Here is a 20210-nt window from a genome sequence, read left to right on the forward strand (position 1 = left end):
CCAAATGATCCCGTTGTCGTTCGCCCAGCGCCGGCTGTGGTTCATCCACCAGCTCGAAGGCCCGTCCGCCACGTACAACATGCTGGCCGTCCTGCGCATGAAGGGCGTCCTGGACGTGGTGGCCCTGAGGGCAGCGGTCAGGGACCTGGTGGGCCGGCATCAGCCGCTGCACACGATGGTCGCCGAGGACGAGGACGGCGTGCCCTACCAGCGGATCATCCCGATGGAGCAGGTCACGCTCGACGTCCCGCTCATCGAGGTGACCGCCGAGGAGCAGGGCGCCGCGATCACCGAGGCGGTCACCTACCGGTTCCGGCTGGCCGACGAGATACCCGTGCAGGCGCGGATCCTGCGGATCGCCCCTGAGGAGCACGTGTTCGTGCTGGTCGCCCATCACTTCGCCTGCGACGGCGAGTCCACCGCGCCGATGGCGCGGGACCTGGTGGCCGCCTACACCGCGCGCCGGGAGGGCAGAGCACCCGAGTGGACCCCGCTGGAGATCCAGTACAGCGACTACACGCTGTGGCAGCGCGAACTCCTCGGCGACGAGTCCGATCCGGAGAGCCTGCTGTCCGGTCAGGTCAGGTACTGGCAGAAGGAACTCGCGGGCGTCCCGCAGCCCTTGCGTCTTCCCCTCGACCGGCAGCGGCCCCCCATGGCCAGCCACCGTGGCGACGTCGTGGAGTTCGACCTGGACGCCGACCTGACGGCCGGCCTGGAGAAGATCGCCACCGCCCACGGGGCGACGGTGTCGATGGTGCTGCAGGCCGCGATCGCCGTGCTGTTCCACCAGGTCGGCGGCGGCGACGACCTGACCATCGGGTCGCCGATCGCGGGCCGCACCGAGGAAGCCCTGGCCGATCTCGTCGGGTTCTTCGTCAACACCTGGGTGCTGCGCACGGACCTGTCGGGCGATCCGGCCTTCACCGAACTCGTCGAGCAGGTGCGCGGGAAGGCGCTGAGCGCGTACGACAACCAGGACGTGCCGTTCGAGCGGCTGGTGGAGCTGCTCAACCCCGACCGCTCCACCGCGTACCAGCCGCTGTTCCAGGTGATGTTCGCCTGGCACAACGTCACCGAGGCCGACTTCGGCATGCCCGGTCTCGAGGTGGCCGTCGAGCCGGCCCTGACCAAGTCCGCCAAGTTCGACCTGTTCTTCAACATGGCGGGCAACCCGGGCCTGCGGGGAGCCTGGGGCAGCCTTGAGTACGCCACCGACCTGTTCGACCGGGAGACGGTGGAGCGGCTCGTGGGCCGCTTCCAGCGGCTGCTGCGGCAGGTCGTCCAGGACCCGCGGATCCGCGTGGGCGCGGTGGACGTCCTGGAGCCGGGGGAGCGGGAGCGGGTGGTCACCGAGTGGAACGCCACCGCCCACGAGGTGCCGGCGCGGACCCTCGGCGCGGCCTTCGAGGAACAGGCCGAGCGCACCCCCGACCATCCCGCCCTCGTCTTCGAGGGGGAGACACTCGGCTACCGGGAGCTGAACGAGCGCGCCAACCGGCTCGCGCACTGGCTGATCGAGCGGGGCGCCGGCCCCGAGCAGATTGTCGCCGTCCGACTGCCTCGCTCCTTCGACCTGGTCACCGCAATCTATGGCGTCGTCAAGTCCGGGGCCGCATACCTGCCGATCGAGACCGACGTGCCCGAGGACCGGGTCGCCCACCTCCTCGCGGACGCCGCACCGCTGGTGACGCTCACCGAACTGCCCGACACCTCCGGCAGCCCGGCCACGAACCCGGACGTGGCGGTGACGCCGGACCACGCCGCCTACGTCATCTACACCTCCGGATCGACGGGCGGCCCCAAGGGCGTCGTCGTCTCGCACCGCTCGATCATGAACCGCATCGCCTGGGGCCACGACCGGTACGGACTCCTCGACAGCGACCGGATGATGCTGAACACGTCCGTGGGATTCGACGTCTCGGTCCCGGAGCTGTTCTGGCCGCTGCAGGTCGGCTCGGCCATCGTGATCCCCCGCCCCGACGGGCACCGCGATCCCGCCTACCTCGCGCGGCTGATCCAGGAGCAGGACGTCTCCGAGATCAACATGGTCCCGTCCCTGCTGGCCGCGTTCGTCGCCGAGCCCGCCGCGAGCGGCTGCACCGGGCTGCGCCGGGTGGAAGCCGCCGGGGAGGCGCTGCCCGTGGATCTTGCCAACCGTTTCGCCTCCGTGCTGCCGTACACCGAACTGCACAACCTCTACGGGCCCACCGAGGCGGCCGTCGAGGTGACCGCGTGGCAGCACCGCCCCGAGGAGGGCGCCACCAGCGTGCCGATCGGTGCGCCGATCTGGAACACCCAGGTGTATGTGCTGGACGGTGCGCTGCGTCCGGTCGCCCCCGGTGTGGTGGGCGAACTGTACCTGGCGGGCACGGGGCTGGCGCGTGGGTATCTGAACCGGCCGGGGCTGTCGGCGGAGCGGTTCGTGGCTGATCCGTTCGGCGGGGGTACGCGGATGTACCGTACGGGCGACCTGGTGCGCTGGCGGCGTGACGGTGTGCTCGACTACGTGGGCCGTGCCGACTTCCAGGTCAAGGTGCGCGGCTTCCGGATCGAGCTGGGCGAGATCGAGTCGGTGCTGGCCTCGCACCCGGCGGTCGGGCAGGCGGTCGTGGTGGCCCGCGAGGACCGGCCCGGAGACCAGCGCCTGGTGGCGTACGTGGTGACGGACCGCCGGGACACCCAGGACAGCGGTGACGAGCAGGACGGGGCGGACACCGACTCCCTGGCCACCCGGCTCCGTGAGCACGTCGCCGCGCGGCTGCCGGAGTACATGGTGCCGTCCGCGGTGATCCCCCTCGCGGAGATCCCCCTGACCTCCAGCGGAAAGCTGGACCGCCGGTCCCTGCCGCTGCCCCGGTACACCGAGACGGCCACCGGCAACCAGCCGCGCAACCGGCGCGAGGAGATCCTCTGCGAGATGTTCGCGGAGGTGCTGGGCCTGCCCGGCGTCGGCATCGACGACGACTTCTTCGCCCTGGGCGGCCACTCGCTGCTGGCCGCCGGCCTCATCGGGCGCATCCGGCAGGAGTTCGGCATCGACCTCGCCATCCGGTCGGTGTTCCGCGCCCCCACGGTCGCCCAGCTCGCGGCGCGTCTGATCCCCAACAGCATCCCCGACGAGCTGGACGACCCCTTCGCGGTGGTGCTGAAGTTCCAGACCGAGGGCACCCGGCCCCCGCTGTGGTGCATCCATCCGGGCGGCGGCCTCAGCTGGTCCTACCTCGGCTTCACGCCCCACTTCAAGGACCGGCCCGTCTACGGCATCCAGGCACGCGGCTACGACGGCACCTGCGAACTCCCCTCGTCCGTCGACGAGATGGTCGCCGACTACATCGAGCAGATGCTGGCGCTCCAGCCCGACGGCCCCTTCCACCTGCTCGGCTGGTCCTACGGCGGCACCATCGCCCACAGCCTCGCCGCCGAACTCGAGCGGCGCGGCCACGAGGTGGCGCTGCTCGCCCTCCTCGACTCCCCGACGGGCAGCGTCTTCGCGGCGCAGGACAACGTGGCCCACATGGACGCCCGTGCCGCCCTGGAGGAGTACATCAGCCGTTTCGCGGATCCTGCCGAGCACGAGCGGCTGCTGACGGCGGCCACCAAGGTGCTCGCCAACAACATGGCGGTCATGAAGGGATTCGCGTCGCCCGTCTTCACCGGCCGGGCCCTGTACTTCCAGGCCGCCCTCGACGAACGGAAGGAGTCCTTCGCGCCCCTGTGGGAGAAGCACGTTCTGGGCGGTGTGACGGAACACGACGTGCAGAGCACCCACCTCGAGATGAACATGCCCGAACCCGTGGCCGAGGTCTGCGCCGTCATCAACAGCGAACTCGGTGAAGGGAAATAGCCGCGATGCCCACCACTTCCGGGGAGACCTCCATGGAAAGCAGTGACACCACGACGTACGACGTCGTCGGAGCAGGTTTCGGGCCGGCCAACCTGTCGCTCGCCGTCGCCCTTCAGGAACGCCGGGAAGGCGGCACGCCCCGGCCGACCGCCGCCTTCTTCGAGCGGAAACCGGAACTCGGGTGGCACCGGGGAATGCTGCTGCCGGGTGCGAAGATGCAGATCTCGTTCCTGAAAGACCTCGTCACCTTCCGCAATCCGGCATCGCCGTTCAGCTTCGTGTCGTATCTGCACGCGATGGGCCGGCTGCCCCAGTTCGTGAACAACCAGGACTTCTTCGCCACTCGCCAGGAGTTCCACGACTATCTGGAATGGGCGGAGGCGAAACTGGCCCACCAGGTCACCTACGGCGCGGAGATCACGCAGATCCGGCTGCCCGCGTCGGGCCGGCGCGGCGAAGCGATCGAGCACCTGGAGGTCGAGGTGCGCGGGGACTCGCTCCCGGGCGGCACCAGGGTGCTCACCGCGCACAACATCGTGATATCGACCGGGCTCGTGCCCCGCATGCCCGCGGGAGTGCAGCGCGACGAACGGGTCTGGCACAGCTCGGAGTTCCTGGACCGGTTCACGGCCTGGAACCCCGGCGAGCTGAACCGGGTGGCGGTTGTCGGGGCGGGGCAGAGCGCCGCCGAAGTCGTCAGGTACCTGCACGACGCCCTGCCCGACGCGTCCATCACGGCGATCCTCCCGCCGTACGGCTACGCGCTCGCGGACAACACCCCGTTCGCCAACCGGGTCTTCGACCCGTCCGCCGTGGACGACTACTACTACGGCTCCGAACGCTCCAGGGACGTCATCTGGCAGCACCACAGGAACACCAACTACTCGGTCGTCGACGACGAGGTCATCAAGGGCCTGCACGAACGGGTCTACGGCGACGAGGTGGCGGGCCGCAACCGGATCGAGTTCCTCAACCTGTCCCGGGTCTGCGGCGTCAAGCGCGCCGCGGACGAAACCCGCGTCACCGTCATGTCGGTCGCGACCGAGGAGACCCGCGAACTCGACGTGGACGTCCTGGTCTGCGCCACCGGCTACGACCCGATGAACCCCGCCCCGATCCTCGGCGAACTCGACTCGCTGTGCCTGCGCGACGCCCGGGGACGCTACCGCGTCGAACGTGACTACCGGATCGCCACGGCACCCGAACTGCGCTGCGGCATCTATCTGCAGGGCGGCACGGAACACACGCACGGTCTGACGTCCTCGCTGCTGTCGAACCTCGCCGTGCGCAGTGGCGAGATCGTGGCGTCGCTGCTGGATCGCCGCAAGTAGCAAAGCCCCGACCAACTTCGACCCGAAAGGGATTGCCACCATGAGCACCAACCCGTTCGACGACACCGACGGCCGCTTCTACGTCCTGGCGAACGACGAGGAGCAGCACTCCCTGTGGCCCACCTTCGCCGAGGTGCCGGCCGGCTGGCGCATCGTCTTCGGAGAGTCCGACCGCGCGTCGGCCCTGGAGTACGTCGAGAAGAACTGGCCCGACATCCGGCCCAGGAGCCTGCGCGAGGCCATGGCCGCCGATGCCGCGACCGCCGGCGCCCAGGGAGCCTGAGCAGCCGATGCGAGCCATACCTCTGGTGTGCGTGCCGTTCGCCGGAGCGGGGGCCTCCTTCTTCCACCCGTGGGAAGCCCTGACCGGCGAGAAGCTGCGGATCGTGGCGGTGCAGCCGCCGGGCCGCGAATGGAAGCTCGTCGAGGAGCCGTACCGCGACGCCGCACAGGCCGCCGCCGGGCTGCTGCCCGAGATCGTCGAGGAGATCGGCGATGCGGGCCGCGTAGCGCTCTTCGGCCACAGCCTGGGGGCCGTCCTGGCCTACGAACTCGCCCATCTGCTGGCCGCCCGCCCCGGCATCGAGCTGGTCCGCCTCTTCGTCAGCGGTTCACCCGGCCCGTGGACCAGGCGCCCCGTCCAGGCCACCGGGCTGGACGACGAGCAGTTCCTGGCCCGGGTCCGGGAGTTCGCCGGATACCGCCACGACGCCCTGGAGAACGAGGAGATGCGCGAGCTGATCCTGCCGGTGCTGCGGGCCGACGTGGAGATGCACGAGAACTACACCCCCAGCACGGACCGGCCGCTGCCGGCGCCGATTACCGCCCTGCGGGCCCGTGGCGACGAACTTGTCACCGGCGAGCAGACGGGGGAGTGGAGCAAGGCCACCAGCAGCGCGTTCACGCTCGTCGAGGTGGACGGCGGTCACATGTACCTGACCGAGGACACGGCCGGGCTGCTGCGGCTGATCGAGGACGAGGTCACCCGGACATGAGCGGCCGGGCCCGAAAGAACGCCGTCTACCGAGGAGGGGAGCCATGCGTCTGGCCGGAAGGACCGCCGTCATCACCGGTGCCGCACGCGGCGTCGGACGGACCTGCGCCACCGTCTTCGCCGAGGAGGGCGCCGACCTCGTCCTCCTCGACATCGCCGACGACATCCCCGGTGTGCCCTACCCGCTGGGCTCCGCCGGACAGCTGGCGCACACCGCCGAGCTGTGCCGCAAGCACGGCGTCACCGTGCTCACCCGGCAGGCGGACGTCCGCGACCTCGACGCCGTGGAGCACGTCGTCGACGAGGCGCACGAACGTCTCGGCCGCATCGACGTGCTGGTGAACAACGCGGGCATCGCCGCCCCCTCGGGCCGGACGACCCACGAGATCACCGAGGCCGAGTGGCAGCTCATGATCGACGTCGATCTGTCCGGCGCCTGGCGGATGACCCGGGCGGTCGGTCGGATCATGACCGAACAGCGCGCCGGAAGCATCGTCAACGTCGCCTCCACCGCGGGCCTGGTCGGCTACCGGCACTTCGCCGGGTACGTCGCCGCCAAGCACGGTGTGGTCGGCCTCAGCAAGGCCGCGGCCCTCGACTACGCCCCGATGAAGGTCCGGGTCAACGCGCTGTGCCCCGGCTCGGTCCGGGACGACTTCGGGGCGGAGGGGCGGATGCTCTCGGAGATCGCGAGGTCTTTGGACGTCCCGGTCGCCGAGCACGAGGAGACCTTCCTCCAGTCGCAGCCCATGAACGCCCTCGTGGAACCGGAGGACGTCGCAGCGGCCGCCCTCTGGCTGGCCTCCGACGAATCCCGGCAGGTCACGGGGTCCGTTGTCACCGTAGACGGCGGATTCACCGCACGCTGAGCGCGGATTTGCCAATCGCAGGGAGAGATGGTGCTCAGGACACATCACCGCCGGGACCGGGTGCGCGGGGACGAGGCGCGTGACTGCCACGCGCTGCGGGTACGGCTGGCACGCCCGGCCGACCCGGAACCGCTCGCCCGGCGCCTGGCCGCGTTCGAGGGCAGAGCCCGCCTCTGGGTCGAGGACGTTCCGTCGGCCCGCGACGAGCCGGAGGCCGTCCGCCGCCGCGCGCGTGAACTGGCCCGGCCGGCAGCCGCCCGGTTCGGCCTGCGCGTGGTTCTGCTCGGGTACACCGGTGGCGAGGCCGACCTGCTCCTCGTGGCCCATCGCGCGGTGTTCGGCCGGCGCTCCCTCAACGCCCTGGCCCGCGCGGTGCTCGGCGACGGCACCGCGGTGCCGGAGCGGGGCGATGCCGACGTCCGCGGGACCGGGATCGAGGAGGCGGAGCCCGCGTGGGGCCTCGGCGATCCGGACTTCGGAGAGGAATGGGTCGAGGAGCGGATCGGACCACCCGGGGGCGGGGCCGATGAACCGGCCGCCTGGCTGGCCGCGCTCACCGTCCTGCTCGCCCGCTACGAGCCGCGCGAGCGGCCGGTCGTGGCCGCCCTCGGCGCCCGCAAGGACGAGGAACCCGTGCTGGTGCGGGCCGAGTCGGACGGCATCACCACGCTCGGCGAGGTCACCGCCTGGTTCCGGGACCGCCTCACCGCCGACCCGCCCGCGACGGCGCACCCCGTGACCGCCGGGATCGTCTTCGACCTGGACCGGGCCGAGGAAGGGACCGAGTACATACCCTTCCTGGCGCCCCCGTTCCCCCTCACGATCACCCTGACACGGACCCCGGCCGGAGCGCTCGACCTGCGCTGCCACTCCCGTCCGCGGATCGTACGGCCGGTAATCGCCAACCAGTTCGTACGGCATCTCGTCGAGGTGCACCGGCAGGTCAGCGAGAAACCGTGGCTGCCGGCCGCCGCCGCCAAGCTGCTCCGCGGGCCGGAGCGGGAGCAGGTGCTCGCCCTCGGGCGCCCCGCGCGGGAGCTGGAGAGCACGGCGCGGCGCATCGACGAGGTCTTTGCCGAGCGGGCCGCGGCACAGCCCGACGCGGTCGCGCTGTCGGACGAGGCCATCCAGGTCACCTACCGCGGTCTCGACCAGTGGGCCGACCGTCTCGCCCACGGTCTGCGCGAGGCGGGCGTGCGCGACGGCGACCTGGTGGGGGTCTGCCTGGAGCGCTCGGCGGAACTGGTGGCGGTGCTGCTCGCCGTGCTCAAGGCGGGCGCGGTGTACGTGCCACTGGATCCCGCCTACCCGGCCGAACGGCTCGCCTACACGGTGACGAACTCCGGGCTCGGCGTGGTGGTCACCACGCTCCCCGACTTCCCGGTTCCCGACGAGAAGGTCCGCCAGGTCACCCCCGTCCACCTCGCGGAACGCGGCGCGCGCGGCGGTGACGGGCCACCCCCCAGCACCACCGGCGCAGCCGGTCCGGCCTATGTCATCTACACCTCGGGCTCCACCGGCCGGCCCAAGGGCGTGCTCGTCCCGCACACCAATGTCGTAGGTCTGCTCGATGCCACCCGCGAGGATTTCGAGCTGAGCCCTGCCGACGTGTGGACGTTCTTCCACTCCGTCGCCTTCGACTTCTCCGTCTGGGAGATCTGGGGGTGCCTCCTGACCGGCGGGCATCTCGTGGTCGTGCCGTACTGGGTCTCCCGGTCGCCGGAGCAGTTCCGCGACCTGCTGCTGGCCCGGCAGGTCACCGTGCTCAACCAGACCCCGTCGGGTTTCGCCCAGTTGATGGAGGCCGAACGGGCGCACGCCGCGGGGCTGGCGGTCCGGCTGGTGATCTTCGGCGGCGAGCCGCTCGACACCCGGTCGCTGCTGCCATGGCTCGACCGCTACCCGGAGTCCCGCTGCCGGCTCGTGAACATGTTCGGCATCACCGAGACCACGGTGCATGTCACCGCCGAGACCATCACACGGGAACTGGCCCTCACGGCCTCCAGGTCGGTGGGCCGGCCGCTGCCCGGCTGGTATCTCTGCGTTCTCGACAAGCACCGGGCACCGGTGCCCCCGGGCGTCGCCGGCGAGATCTACGTCGGCGGGGCCGGTGTCGCGCTGGGCTATCTCCGGCGGCCGGAGCTGACCGCCGAGCGGTTCCTGCCCGACCCGTTCACCGGCGGGCGCCTCTACCGCACCGGTGACCGCGGCAGGCTGCGGCCCGACGGCAGGCTGGAGCACCTCGGCCGGATCGACAACCAGATCAAACTGCGTGGATTCCGCATCGAGCTGGACGAGATCCGTTCGGTGCTCGCCGAGAGCCCCGGCGTGGCCGCGGCCGTCGTCGTACTGCGCCAGGAGGATCCGGCCGACGCCGCCACCGGCCGGCTGGACGCCTACGTGGTCCTGACCGAGGGCAGCACGACGGGGCTGCGTGACCGGGCGGCCCGCATGCTCCCCGAGTACATGCTGCCGGCCACCATCACCGCGCTGCCCTCCCTGCCGACGACCGCCAACGGCAAGGTGGACCTGGCGGCCCTGCCGGCACCGGATACGGCGGGCGCGGCGAGCGCCCCGGAAGACGCGCGGCGGTGGACCGGCGACGAACTGTGTGACGACCTGCTCGACGTCTGGGGGCAGCTCTTCGGAGTCTCGGTGCAACCCTCCGACGACTTCTTCCGGCTCGGCGGGAACTCCCTGCTCGCGGTCCGCATGGCTGCGGTGATGCGGGAGCGGGGCCTTCCCGCACTGCATCCACGCACGCTCTACCTGAACCCCACGGTGCGCGGGCTCGCCGACGCCCTGCGGTCCTGACCGCGTCTCGGCACGGACACGAAGCAGGGACACGAAGAGGCCCGCCACCGTGTTGCGGTGGCGGGCCTCTTCGTGTCCCTGCCGGGCCCTCCTACTTCAGGCGCACCGGAAGCCTGGCGAGCAGATGCACTCCGAGCGTGGAGTCGGTGTACTCCAGCTCCTCGCGCTTCACGGCGAGTTCGAGGCCGTCCCGGTTCAGCAGCAGATCGCCCAGGGCGACCTCGCTCTCCAGCTTGGCCAGCGCCGCCCCGACGCAGTAGTGCGGCCCGGCGCCGAAACTCACATGGCCCTGGCCGCGCTTCATCTCGCGCCCGAGGTCGCAGCGTTCCGGATCCGGAAAGACCCGCGGATCGTAGTTGGCCGACAGGTACGAACCCGTCAGGGCCTCGCCCCGGCGGACCTGCACGCCGGCGAACTCCACGTCCTCGGTGGCGTAGCGGGGGCTGGCGAGCGGCACGGGGTTCGCCAGCCGCATCAGCTCGTCGATGGCGTGCGGCAGGAACTCGGGGGCGGCGCGCAGCCGCTCGAGCTGCTCGGGGTGGTCGAAGAGGGTCAGGACGGCGTTGGGGATGAAGTGCGAGGTGGAGTGGTGTCCCGCCCACACCAGCAGCAGCACCATCGCGATCATCTCGGCCTCGCTGAGCTGGTCACCGGACTCGTCCCGGGTGCGGACCAGCGTGGAGATCATGTCCTCGGCCGGCTCGATGCGGCGCCGGGCGATCAGCTCCTTGGCGCACTCGACCATGCCCTGTGCGCTCGACACGACGTCGCCGTTCGCGTAGTCGTTCATCAGCTTCCGCATGTGCGGCTGGTCGGCCTTGTCGATGCCGATGAGTTCGCAGATGACGGTGCCCGTCAGGGGTGAGGAGTACTCCTCGAGCAGATCGCCTCCTTCCTTCGCGGCCAGGGTGTCGAGCAGCTGCGCCGAGATCTCCTCCATGCCCGGACGCAGTGCCTTGATGCGGCGCACGGCGAACGCAGGGGTGACCAGGCGGCGCAGCCGCGCGTGATCCTTGCCGTCCACGAACATCATGTTGTTGGCGTATCCACGGAATTCTTCCCGGAATTCCTCGGGCAGGTCGTACACGGCCAGCATCTGGTCGACGACTCCCAGGCCGTGGTGTCCGGGCACATTGCTGTAGTCCGTCACGAAACGCGGGTCGCTCAGCGCCGCTTTCACGTCGTCGCAGCGCGTGACCAGCCAGACCGGCGGAGCACCGGGATTCCCTATGCGCACCAGCGGGGAATTCTCCCGGAGACGGCCGTAGGCGCCGATCGGGTCATGGGTGAATTCAGGGTCCATCAGGCTGACGATGGGCTCAGCCATATACCGTCGTCTCCTTCTGCGCGGATGGTGTGGGGTTCAGGCGGATGCCGTGGTGGACGGTCCGGAACGCAGCTCCAGGACGCAGCACTTCACTCCGCCGCCGGCCTTGAGCAGTTCGGAGATGTCGGCACCGAAGGTCCGGTAGCCGCGCTCCTGAAGCAGCTCCGCCAGACGTACAGCCTCCTGCGCGAGAACCACGTTCCGGCCGTCGGAGACCGCGTTGAGGCCGAAGACGGCCGCGTCCGCCTCCGTGGCGAGGATCGCGTCCGGGAAGCGCTCCTCGAGCAGCGAACGGCTCTGAGGGGCGAAGGCGCCCGGGTAGTACATGATCTCTTCGTCGTCGAGCACGGCGAGCGCCGTGTCCAGATGGTAGAAGCGCGGGTTGACCAGCTTCAGGCCGAGAACGGTCCGGCCGAAGTACTCGGCCGCCTCCTCGTGTGCCCGCGGTTCGGTGCGGAAGCCGGTGCCCGCGAGGACGGTGTCGCCCACGGTCAGGAAGTCGCCCTCGCCCTCACCGTGGAAGTCGGCCTGCCGCACGTCCCGGTAGCCGTGCCGCGCAAACCAGTCCAGGTACGTCCTGGCCTCGTCGGCCCGCTGCCCGTGCCGGAACCGGGCGACCAGCACCCTGCCGTCCACGACGGTCGCGCCGTTGGCCGCGAACACCATGTCGGGCAGCCCGGGCTCGGGTTCGACCAGGTCCACGGTGTGGCCGAGGCCCACCAGCAGGTCGTGCAGCCGCTTCCACTGGGACAGGGCCAGGTCGGCCGACGTGGGCTTGTCGGGGTTCATCCACGGATTGATCGAGTAGGTCACGTCGAAGTAGGTCGGCCGGCACATCAGATAATGCCGTGGTCGGGCCGTACGGATGTCCGTGGGGACTCGATTCTGTGGTTGCCTCGGCACTGCGGATCCCTTCGTCTCGACTGCGGATGTTCCCAGCGGCACAGGGGAATTCGGAGGAACCGGTAAAGGCGTGCATATGCGGATTGCCGTGTCGGGGGCCGGAGAACAGCATGGGCAGGGCGGCCCGCCGGCCACAAGTGAGCCGGCTCCGCGGTGTCCCGCCGGCGGGACACCGCGACGAAATGGCGAACTCACCGCACCGAAGCGGAATTTCTTCAGGCCGACCCCGATGGCCCCTCGGTCCCGTCAGTTCGGGTACGTGGACCGGGCGCGGCGGATGTCGATCTGGCCGTACTTGGTGCGGGCGCGTACCTCGACGGTGTCCTCGGGGTCGCCGGGCACCTCGGTCGCGGCAAGCGTGTTGTGGACGCGGCCGTCGGTGGAACTGACGTTGAGGTAGGCGCCGGTGCCCTCGCGAACACCGATCTCGATGCTGCCGGTGCTGGACTCCAGCACGACCGTGCCGCGTGCCACCTCGCCGATGCGCAGACGGCCGTGGGTCGCCTTGGCGCTGACCGAGGCGTGGGCCCGCTCGACGGTGATGTCGCCGGTGGCGCCTACGACGGTGAGGCTGCCGGTGACGTCGGTGACCGTGGTGGCACCGTGGGTGTTCTTCAGCACCGCGGGGCCGTCGATCGAGTGGAAGCGCAGATTGCCGGAGCTGGTGGCCGCTTCGGTGTGCCCGACCGCACGACCGACGGTGATGTCCCCGGAGTTGGCGGTCAGCCACACCGGGCCCGCCTCGTCCATGTGGATCGAGCCGGATGCGGCTTTGACCCGGCACTCGCCGAGCCGCCCCTCGGCGACGAGGTCTCCCCAGTTGACCGAGGCCTCGATCTGGGAGTCGGCCGGCAGTGCGATGGTGATCTCGACGTTGCCGCCGCGGCTGAACACCGGGTACTGCTTGGGCGCCTTGACCCTCAGCTGTCCGTCGGCGAAGGAGACCTTTGTCTGCCTGGCGATGCGTACGTCGAGATCCCGGGACCTGTCGACCGGCTGGACGCCGACGACGGTGTCCGGGCGGTCCTCGGCGAGGAACCGGACCACCGCCCCGTCCATTTCCACGGAGGCGAGGATGGGCTTCGGAGTGTCGAAAGTGGGCATGGCTGTGCAGCTCCCGTCGGTGACGCGCTTGCTGATGCGATCGATGGTGGAGGACCCCGACGGCTGACGCACCCATCCCGTGCAGCGCCGGCTGACGCAGACGTGTCTTCAGGTCGGCTGCGATGTGGCGCCGAAGTGGCGCCCTCACGGTGCTCAGCGAAACAGCCCGCGTACCGCCTTGCCCGGGGCGGGCTTCTTCGGGCTCCCGGCCGCCTCCCGCGACGCCGCTGTCTCCTGGGGCTCGGCACCCTCCCCGGCCGGGGCGTCCTGCCCGGACGAGGTGTCCTCGCCGTCGCCGGCAGCCGCGGCGCCGTCGTCCGTGGGGCGGGCCGGACGTTCCCGGGTCACCGGCGGGCGCGCGCCCTCGCCGCGGAGTCGGTCGGTCAGGCCGTCGAGGATGACCTCCACGCCGAAGGCGAACTTCTCACTGAGGAGTTCGACCGGATCGGCCCCGAGCCGCTCCTCCAGGCGGGCGCGCAGCCGCGGGTACCGGGAGGCGATCTCGTTGGCCTCCGCCAGCACGTCGACCGCGCTGTCGCCGGCCCGCGCCACGGCCGCCTGGGTCGCATCGAGCAGGGCGGTTCCGGCCACGAACGTGAACGCGGCGTTCACGGCCCAGTCGAGGTCCCGCCCTTTGAATCCAGCCACCTCGTAGATGGCGTAGGAGTGGTCCTGGAACCGCGCCATTCCGGGACCGTAGACGAAGTGCGTACTGATGGCGGGCACCAGCCACGGATGGCGCTTGACCATCGCGTACGTGTCCTGGACCAGCGCCCGGGCCGCGACCCGCCAGCCGCTCTCGACCGGGTCGAGCAGTTCGATCTCGCCCCACACCCGGTCGGCGGCGAGGACGACGAGGTTCTCCTTGCTGCCGACGTGCCAGTAGACGGCCGTCGCCGCCGAGCCCAGCCGCTTGCCGAGTCGCCGCATGCTCAACCCCTCGACGCCCTCCGCGTCGAGCAGCTCGATCGCTGCATCCACGATCTGATCGCGATTCAACGTTTCCCGCGGCATGACCAAAGCCTAACCCACCGCTTGCACAGTGTTCTAGGAACCACTTGCACACCGTGCAACTGGCTCCTATTCTGCTGCCCGTGCCGGACTTGAACACCGTGAAAGTCGAGGGCGCGGCAAGCCGTGCGCGGCCTCGGACAGATCTGAGGAGAAAGGCTGGAGCGCCGTGGAAACCATGACCGAAACGATCGTGCCCACGCGGTCGGCGGCGATCTCCGTCGCCGGCCTGCGCAAGTCCTACGGGGACAAGGTCGTACTCGACGGCATCGACATGACCATCCCCGAGGGCACCGTCTTCGCGCTGCTCGGCCCGAACGGTGCAGGCAAGACCACCGCCGTGCAGATCCTGTCCACGCTCATTCCCGCCGACGGCGGCGAGGCCCGGGTGGCCGGCCATGACGTGGTGGCCGCGGGCCACTCCGTCCGCAAGGCGATCGGTGTGACCGGACAGTTCTCGGCCGTCGACAACCTGCTGACGGGCGAGGAGAACCTCCTGCTGATGGCGGACCTGCACCACCTCGACCGCGCCGAGGGCAGGCGGCGGACCGCCGAGCTGCTGGAGCGCTTCGACCTCACCGAGTCGGCGAAGAAGCCCGTCTCCACCTACTCCGGCGGTATGCAGCGCAAGCTCGACCTGGCGATGACCCTGGTGGGCGACCCCCGGGTGATCTTCCTGGACGAGCCGACCACGGGGCTCGACCCGCGCAGCCGCCACACCATGTGGGAGCTGATCCGCGATCTCGTCGCCACCGACCGGGTCACGATCTTCCTGACCACCCAGTACCTGGAGGAGGCGGACCGGCTTGCCGACCGCATCGCGGTGCTGGACGGAGGCAAGCTGATCGCCGAGGGCACGCCGAAGGAGCTGAAGCGCCGGGTGCCGGGCGGCTACATCCGCCTGGAGTTCGCCGACCGCGCCGAACTGGACACCGCCACCACGCTGTTCGACACCGGGCGGCGCAACGACGACGACCTCACGCTGGAGATTCCCAGCGACGGCAGCATCGCCACCATCCGGGCGGTCCTGGACGTTCTGGACAACACCTCGGTCGAGGCACAGAACCTCACCATCCACACCCCCGACCTCGACGACGTCTTCTTCGCCCTGACCGGCCGTGCCAAGAACGAGATGGAGGGTGCGTCATGAGCGGTGTCTCCTACGCCCTGACCGATTCGGTGACGATGCTGCGCCGCAACATGCGGCATCTGATGCGGTACCCCATCATGATCATCGCGTACGTGGGCCAGCCCGTGTTCATCCTGCTGGTGGTGGTCGGCATCTTCGGCCACGCCCTGGGGCACGGTCTGGGCGTCCAGTCCACCGACGGACACCGGTACATCGACTACGTGGCCCCCGCGATGATCCTCATCACGATCAACTACGGGCTCACCACGACGGCGTTGAACGTCAGCAACGACATGACCGCCGGCATCATGGACCGGTTCCGCACCATGGCGATCGCGCGTTCCTCGATCCTGATCGGGCACGTCCTCGAAGCCGTCGTGCGCACCCTGTTCAGCATCGCCCTGGTCCTCGGCCTCGCGGTGGCCCTGAAGTTCCGGCCGGACGCCACCCCGGTCGAGTGGCTCGCCGCGATCGGCCTGATGGCGCTGCTCACGCTCGCGTTCACCTGGCTGGTGATGGCGTTCGCCCTGGCCACCAGGAGTCTGGAGGGCGCCAACAGTCTCACCTTGCCGCTGCAGTTCCTGCCCTTCCTCAGCAGCGCGTTCGTGCCCGCCTCGACGATGCCCGCCGGCGTCGACTGGTTCGCCCGCAACCAGCCCCTGACCCCGATCATCAACACGCTGCGCGGACTGCTGATGGGCTCGAGGATCGGCAACGACGGCATCGTCGCCGTGGCCTGGTGCGTCGGCATCGCCCTCGTCGGCTACTTCTGGTCCAAGGCCTCCTTCAACCGGAACTCCACCGCCCCGGTCGCCGCCACACCGGCCGCCAAGAAATAGCGGGATCCCCTCGCCGACACGCAGGATCAAGGCTGGATCGAGGCTAGAGCGGCAGCGCCTCTGCCGCCGCTCCGGCCTCCGCCGGCTCGGCAGGTGCGGGCACGGCCGGCAGGAACACCTCGGTCTCCTCCACCCTCTGCTGCGGCAGCGACACCGGCCGCAGCGGGCGCGGCCCGGACACCACCGTGTAGTCCTGCCCGAGGAACGGCGGCTCGACCACACCAGGGTCCTCGCCCAGCGCCAACTGGACAGCCGCCCAAGGTGCGTTCACCCCGCAGAGGGACAGCTGGTGCAGCCCGCCCGCGGGCCTCGTGTTGACGTCCAGCAGCACCGGACGGTCGCCGAACATGCGGAACTGGATGTTGGACAGGTAGTGCAGCCCGAAGCCCTCCGCGATCAGCCGGGCCGGCTCCAGCCACTGCTCGTGCAGCGTGAAGCCCCGGCGGCGGCCGTTCTTGGTGCGGCCCACGGCCAGCCGGACCCGGTTGTCCGGACCGGTCAGGCAGTCGACGGACACCTCCGGCTGCTCCAGGCGCGGCATCACCAGCCAGTCCACGGTCTCCTCGGCCCGCTCCAGCGCCTCGACGACCAGGTCCAGCTGGACGTACGGGCCGGGGAAGCCGTTGAGGTGCATGAGCGAGAAGGGGGCGCGCGTGATCACGCGGAAGCCGACCCCGCCCGCGCCGGCGGCCGGCTTGAAGCACGCCTTGTGCCCGGCAGCCTCCAACTCCTCGACCGCGGCGACGAGTTCGTCCGCCGTACGCACCCGCCACCACGGCGGCACCGGCACGCCGACCGAGCGGACCGCCTCGTACGCGGTCGCCTTGTCCTCGAACACGGCCACCGCCTCGGGGGTCGGCGCCAGCAGAGCCGTGCCCACGGCCGCGAAATCGGCGCGGTGCGCCACGATCGCCGCCTGGTGCAGCCGCGGCACGAACACGTCGATCCCGCGCCGCCCGCACTGGTCGAGGGCGTACTCGACGTACGCGGCCGGGGACAGGCCCTCCGGCTCCAGGTCGGCGGTGTCGGCGGCGGCCAGCACGGGGGAGTCGGCGTCCCCGTGCGTGGCATGGATCTCGACCGCCCGGTCGCTGGGATTTCTCCGCAGCTGATCCATGAAGAACACGTTCTCCGCGTACGTGCGGTTGAGCCAGACGCGTACGCGAGAGAGCATGCAGGCCGCCTTTCGGGGTTTTCGGGCAGGGCTCAGCGGCCCGTGCCCGGGCAGGAGAGAGGAAGGGTCACCAAACGGCCCTGTGCGAAGGGGGATCAGGGGCGTTGGCGTTGGGGCGATCATACGGCTTTCAAGAGCCCCCGCGTGCAACGCTGATGTTACGGATTCCAGGGCCTGTCCAGCGCTCGTCCTGGGACCCGACCGGCGCGGGATGCCCTTGTCCCCGGCCGGTGAAATGTGTTGTCGTGGTGCGGACAGGATGATCGGAAGGGGTGCGGGGTGGAGTCGACGGCCGGGGCCGGACAGCTGCTGGCCATCAGCGACCTGCACATCTCCTATCCGGAGAACCGCGCGCTCGTCGAGCGGATGCGGCCCGGGACGGATGACGACTGGCTGATCGTGGCCGGGGACATCGCGGAGACCGTCGAGGACATCCGCTGGACCCTCGCCACCCTCGCGGGCCGCTTCCGCAAGGTCCTGTGGGCACCCGGCAACCACGACCTGTGGACCCATCCGAGGGACACCGTCACCCTGCGCGGCGTCGCCCGGTACGAGCACCTCGTCGCCCTGTGCCGGGAACTGGGCGTGACCACGCCCGAGGATCCGTACCCGGTCTGGCACGGCCCGGGCGGCCCGGTCGTCGTCGCCCCGCTGTTCCTGCTGTACGACTACTCCTTCCTGCCGGCCGGCTGCGCCACCAAGGAGGAGGGGCTGGCCTACGCGGAGAGCACCGGCATCGTCTGCAACGACGAGTACCTGCTCCACCCCGACCCCTACCCGACCCGCGAGGACTGGTGCCGGGCCCGCGTCGCCGAGACCGAGCGCAGACTCGCCGAGCTGCCCGCGGACCTGCCCACCGTCCTCGCCGGCCACTACCCGCTCGACCGGCACCCGATGGACGTGCTCTGGCACCCGGAGTTCGCCATGTGGTGCGGCACCGCCCGCACCGCCGACTGGCACCGCCGGTTCCGGGTCGAGACCATGGTCTACGGACACCTGCACATCCCGCGGACCACCTGGCACGAGGGTGTCCGCTTCGAAGAGGTGTCCGTGGGATACCCCCGTGAATGGCGCAAGCGCTCGGTACCCCCGGGACAACCGCGCCGCATCCTGCCGATGGAGGTCGAACCCGGTGATCGAGGAGCTGCTCCCGGAGTCGGTGGTGGCCGTGGAAGCGTTCGGTGACCACGAGGACCAGGAGAGCTCGCTGTACCCGGAGGAGCGGCAGCTCGTGGCTCGGGCGGTGGCCAAGCGCCGCCGGGAGTTCGCGGGCGTACGGGTCTGCGCCCGGCGCGCCATGGAGAAGCTCGGCGTGCCGCCGCAGCCCGTGCTGTCCGGTGAGCGCGGTGCGCCCCGCTGGCCGGATGGGCTGGTCGGCAGCATGACCCACTGCGACGGCTACGGCGCCGCCGCACTGGTCCGCGCCGCGGATCTGGCCTCCCTCGGGATCGACGCCGAGGTCCACGGACCACTGCCGGAGGGTGTGTTCGAGAGCATCGCACTACCCGCAGAGCAGGACCGCGACCGTCATCTGTGGGCCACCCGGCCCGGGGTCCACTGGGGCCGGGTGCTGTTCAGCGCCAAGGAGTCCGTCTACAAGGCGTGGTTTCCCCTCGCCCGCGCCTGGCTGGACTTCTCCGAGGCCGACATCGAGCTGGTCACCGAACCGGGCCCCGGCCTGCGCGGCCGCTTCCATGCCCGGCTCCTCGTCCCGGGGCCGGAGGTCGACTGCGTACGCCTGACCGGGTTCGACGGCCGCTGGCTGGTGTCGGACGGTCTCGTCCTGACGACGGTGGCCGTCCCGCACCACTGAACGGGACGGCCACCGGTCGCCGGCTCACTCCTGTGGGCACCAGTGGCGCAGCAGTCTGAAGAACTCCTCCTCGTTGCCCGCGAGTCCCGCCCGGGCCAGGGCCCCGTCCGCCTCGGCGAGCACGGCGGGCGGCACCATGACGGGCCGGCCGCCGTCCACGGGGCCGTCGAAGGCGGCGCGCACGGTGTGCAGCAGCCTCAGATAGGCCTGTACGGCGGTGCGCTCACGGTCGGTCAGTAGGGCGGTGGGCATCGGTCGGCTCTCCCCGGTTCGGCGTCACGGTCGCGCGCCCTGCGGCGCCGTGCACCGCAGTCGCACGGCGCACACCTCCAGCTTGCCGTCCACCACTGACAACGCCGTTCGGCTCTGCTGCGGTTCGCCCGCTTAGCCGAGGCGACGCCACCGGAATCCCCTGGATGCAGGGGTGGCCGCCGACATGCCGCGAGCGCGCCCGGCGGGCGAACGCATGGCGACGTGAGGTTCGCGGCGGGGTGCCGGGCGGGTCAGCCCTGCGGTCCCGGATACCCGAGTGACGCCTCGATGCGGCCGGCCACGTCGTCCCGGCGGCCCGGGCCGCGCAGGGCCGAACCGGACAGCCAGGTGCGGCACTTGCTGGCAAGGAGCAGGCCGAAGGTCTCGGCCTGGCGCTCCTCGGTCTGGTCGAAGCGGGTGCGGGCGGCGACGCGGTGGATCGTGGCCTGCAGGGCGGCCTGGTCGGTGTCGTCGCTCAGCAGCCGGGTCGCGACGCCGGTTCCGGCATGGTCGAGGTGGTGGCCGCTGTGGTCGGCCTGCATGTGCCACAGCTCGTGACCGAGGATGACCAACTGGTGGGCGGGCGCGGTGCGTTGCTCCACGACGATCAGGTCGCGGTCGGCCATGTCCAGCCACAGGCCGCTGGCCGTACCGGGCGGGAAGGCGGCCGTACGGAAGTGGACGGGGCGGCCGCGGCGGCGGCTCATCGTGTCGCACAGCGCCCGGTACAGCTCCTGCGGCGGGGCCGGCGCGGGAAGGGTGAGGTCCCCGACCAACTCGGCGCACAACCGGCGCATGTCCCT

Annotated in this window: 17 protein-coding genes; 10 read left to right on the forward strand and 7 right to left on the reverse strand. The window is 70.6% G+C overall.

The features are described 5' to 3' along the window. Positions 1 to 4 precede the first annotated feature (4 nt). Genes ACFYZZ_RS33885 through ACFYZZ_RS33910 form a run of 6 tightly spaced genes read left to right on the forward strand, consistent with a single transcriptional unit; the run spans position 5 to position 9855 of the window. The gene (locus ACFYZZ_RS33885) at positions 5 to 3847 is read left to right on the forward strand and encodes an amino acid adenylation domain-containing protein (RefSeq protein ID WP_389184300.1); all 3843 of its coding nucleotides are present in this window, start codon (positions 5 to 7) and stop codon (positions 3845 to 3847) included. A gap of 32 nt (positions 3848 to 3879) precedes the next feature. Next, positions 3880 to 5178 carry a lysine N(6)-hydroxylase/L-ornithine N(5)-oxygenase family protein gene (locus ACFYZZ_RS33890; protein WP_389184303.1) on the forward strand — a complete coding sequence of 433 codons (1299 nt, stop codon included), beginning with the start codon at positions 3880 to 3882 and terminating at the stop codon, positions 5176 to 5178. 40 nt (positions 5179 to 5218) lie between these two features. Beyond that, on the forward strand, positions 5219 to 5461 hold the full coding sequence (locus tag ACFYZZ_RS33895; protein WP_389184306.1) for an MbtH family protein: 243 nt from the start codon (positions 5219 to 5221) through the stop codon (positions 5459 to 5461). 7 nt (positions 5462 to 5468) lie between these two features. Then, on the forward strand, positions 5469 to 6173 hold the full coding sequence (locus ACFYZZ_RS33900; RefSeq protein WP_389184309.1) for a thioesterase II family protein: 705 nt from the start codon (positions 5469 to 5471) through the stop codon (positions 6171 to 6173). Between the two features lie 43 nt (positions 6174 to 6216). Next, on the forward strand, positions 6217 to 7041 hold the full coding sequence (locus tag ACFYZZ_RS33905) for an SDR family oxidoreductase (protein WP_389184312.1): 825 nt from the start codon (positions 6217 to 6219) through the stop codon (positions 7039 to 7041). A gap of 27 nt (positions 7042 to 7068) precedes the next feature. Beyond that, the gene (locus tag ACFYZZ_RS33910) at positions 7069 to 9855 is read left to right on the forward strand and encodes an amino acid adenylation domain-containing protein (RefSeq protein WP_389184314.1); all 2787 of its coding nucleotides are present in this window, start codon (positions 7069 to 7071) and stop codon (positions 9853 to 9855) included. Positions 9856 to 9946: 91 nt separating this feature from the next. Here the strand turns inward: ACFYZZ_RS33910 and ACFYZZ_RS33915 are convergent, their stop codons facing one another. The 4 genes from ACFYZZ_RS33915 to ACFYZZ_RS33930 all read right to left on the reverse strand — a co-directional run bounded on the left by ACFYZZ_RS33915 (position 9947) and on the right by ACFYZZ_RS33930 (position 14170). Then, on the reverse strand, positions 9947 to 11182 hold the full coding sequence (locus tag ACFYZZ_RS33915; protein WP_389184317.1) for a cytochrome P450: 1236 nt from the start codon (positions 11180 to 11182) through the stop codon (positions 9947 to 9949). Positions 11183 to 11218: 36 nt separating this feature from the next. Then, the gene (ddaH, locus tag ACFYZZ_RS33920) at positions 11219 to 12049 is read right to left on the reverse strand and encodes a dimethylargininase (RefSeq protein WP_389185021.1); all 831 of its coding nucleotides are present in this window, start codon (positions 12047 to 12049) and stop codon (positions 11219 to 11221) included. Positions 12050 to 12331: 282 nt separating this feature from the next. After that, positions 12332 to 13189 carry a DUF4097 domain-containing protein gene (locus ACFYZZ_RS33925; RefSeq protein WP_389184320.1) on the reverse strand — a complete coding sequence of 286 codons (858 nt, stop codon included), beginning with the start codon at positions 13187 to 13189 and terminating at the stop codon, positions 12332 to 12334. 153 nt (positions 13190 to 13342) lie between these two features. After that, complete coding sequence (locus ACFYZZ_RS33930) at positions 13343 to 14170, reverse strand: TetR/AcrR family transcriptional regulator (protein WP_389184323.1); 828 nt, start codon at positions 14168 to 14170, stop codon at positions 13343 to 13345. A gap of 208 nt (positions 14171 to 14378) precedes the next feature. On the opposite strand from ACFYZZ_RS33930, the gene ACFYZZ_RS33935 reads away from it, so the two are divergent. Beyond that, on the forward strand, positions 14379 to 15350 hold the full coding sequence (locus ACFYZZ_RS33935) for an ATP-binding cassette domain-containing protein (protein WP_389184326.1): 972 nt from the start codon (positions 14379 to 14381) through the stop codon (positions 15348 to 15350). Further along, the gene (locus ACFYZZ_RS33940; RefSeq protein WP_389184329.1) at positions 15347 to 16168 is read left to right on the forward strand and encodes an ABC transporter permease; all 822 of its coding nucleotides are present in this window, start codon (positions 15347 to 15349) and stop codon (positions 16166 to 16168) included. The genes ACFYZZ_RS33935 and ACFYZZ_RS33940 overlap by 4 nt, the downstream gene beginning before the upstream one ends. A gap of 43 nt (positions 16169 to 16211) precedes the next feature. Here ACFYZZ_RS33940 and ACFYZZ_RS33945 read toward each other — a convergent pair whose 3' ends face one another. Beyond that, positions 16212 to 17342, reverse strand: coding sequence for an ATP-grasp domain-containing protein (locus ACFYZZ_RS33945; RefSeq protein ID WP_389184332.1), 1131 nt, complete (start codon positions 17340 to 17342; stop codon positions 16212 to 16214). Between the two features lie 279 nt (positions 17343 to 17621). On the opposite strand from ACFYZZ_RS33945, the gene ACFYZZ_RS33950 reads away from it, so the two are divergent. Then, entirely contained in the window at positions 17622 to 18527 is a 906-nt protein-coding gene (locus ACFYZZ_RS33950) for a metallophosphoesterase family protein (RefSeq protein WP_386577721.1), read from the forward strand. Beyond that, complete coding sequence (locus ACFYZZ_RS33955) at positions 18475 to 19155, forward strand: 4'-phosphopantetheinyl transferase (protein ID WP_389184336.1); 681 nt, start codon at positions 18475 to 18477, stop codon at positions 19153 to 19155. Before ACFYZZ_RS33950 ends, ACFYZZ_RS33955 begins: the two co-directional genes overlap by 53 nt. 24 nt (positions 19156 to 19179) lie before the next feature. On the opposite strand, the gene ACFYZZ_RS33960 is transcribed toward ACFYZZ_RS33955, so the two are convergent. Together ACFYZZ_RS33960 and ACFYZZ_RS33965 are read right to left on the reverse strand one after the other, a co-directional pair. After that, complete coding sequence (locus ACFYZZ_RS33960) at positions 19180 to 19407, reverse strand: hypothetical protein (protein ID WP_389184338.1); 228 nt, start codon at positions 19405 to 19407, stop codon at positions 19180 to 19182. A 251-nt stretch (positions 19408 to 19658) separates the two neighbouring features. Further along, positions 19659 to 20204 carry a toxin-antitoxin system, toxin component gene (locus ACFYZZ_RS33965; protein ID WP_389185024.1) on the reverse strand — a complete coding sequence of 182 codons (546 nt, stop codon included), beginning with the start codon at positions 20202 to 20204 and terminating at the stop codon, positions 19659 to 19661. Positions 20205 to 20210 lie beyond the last annotated feature (6 nt).

Origin of the sequence: Streptomyces sp. NPDC001816, from assembly GCF_042892235.1 — a bacterium.
In the GTDB taxonomy this organism is placed as follows: Bacteria; Actinomycetota; Actinomycetes; order Streptomycetales; family Streptomycetaceae; genus Streptomyces.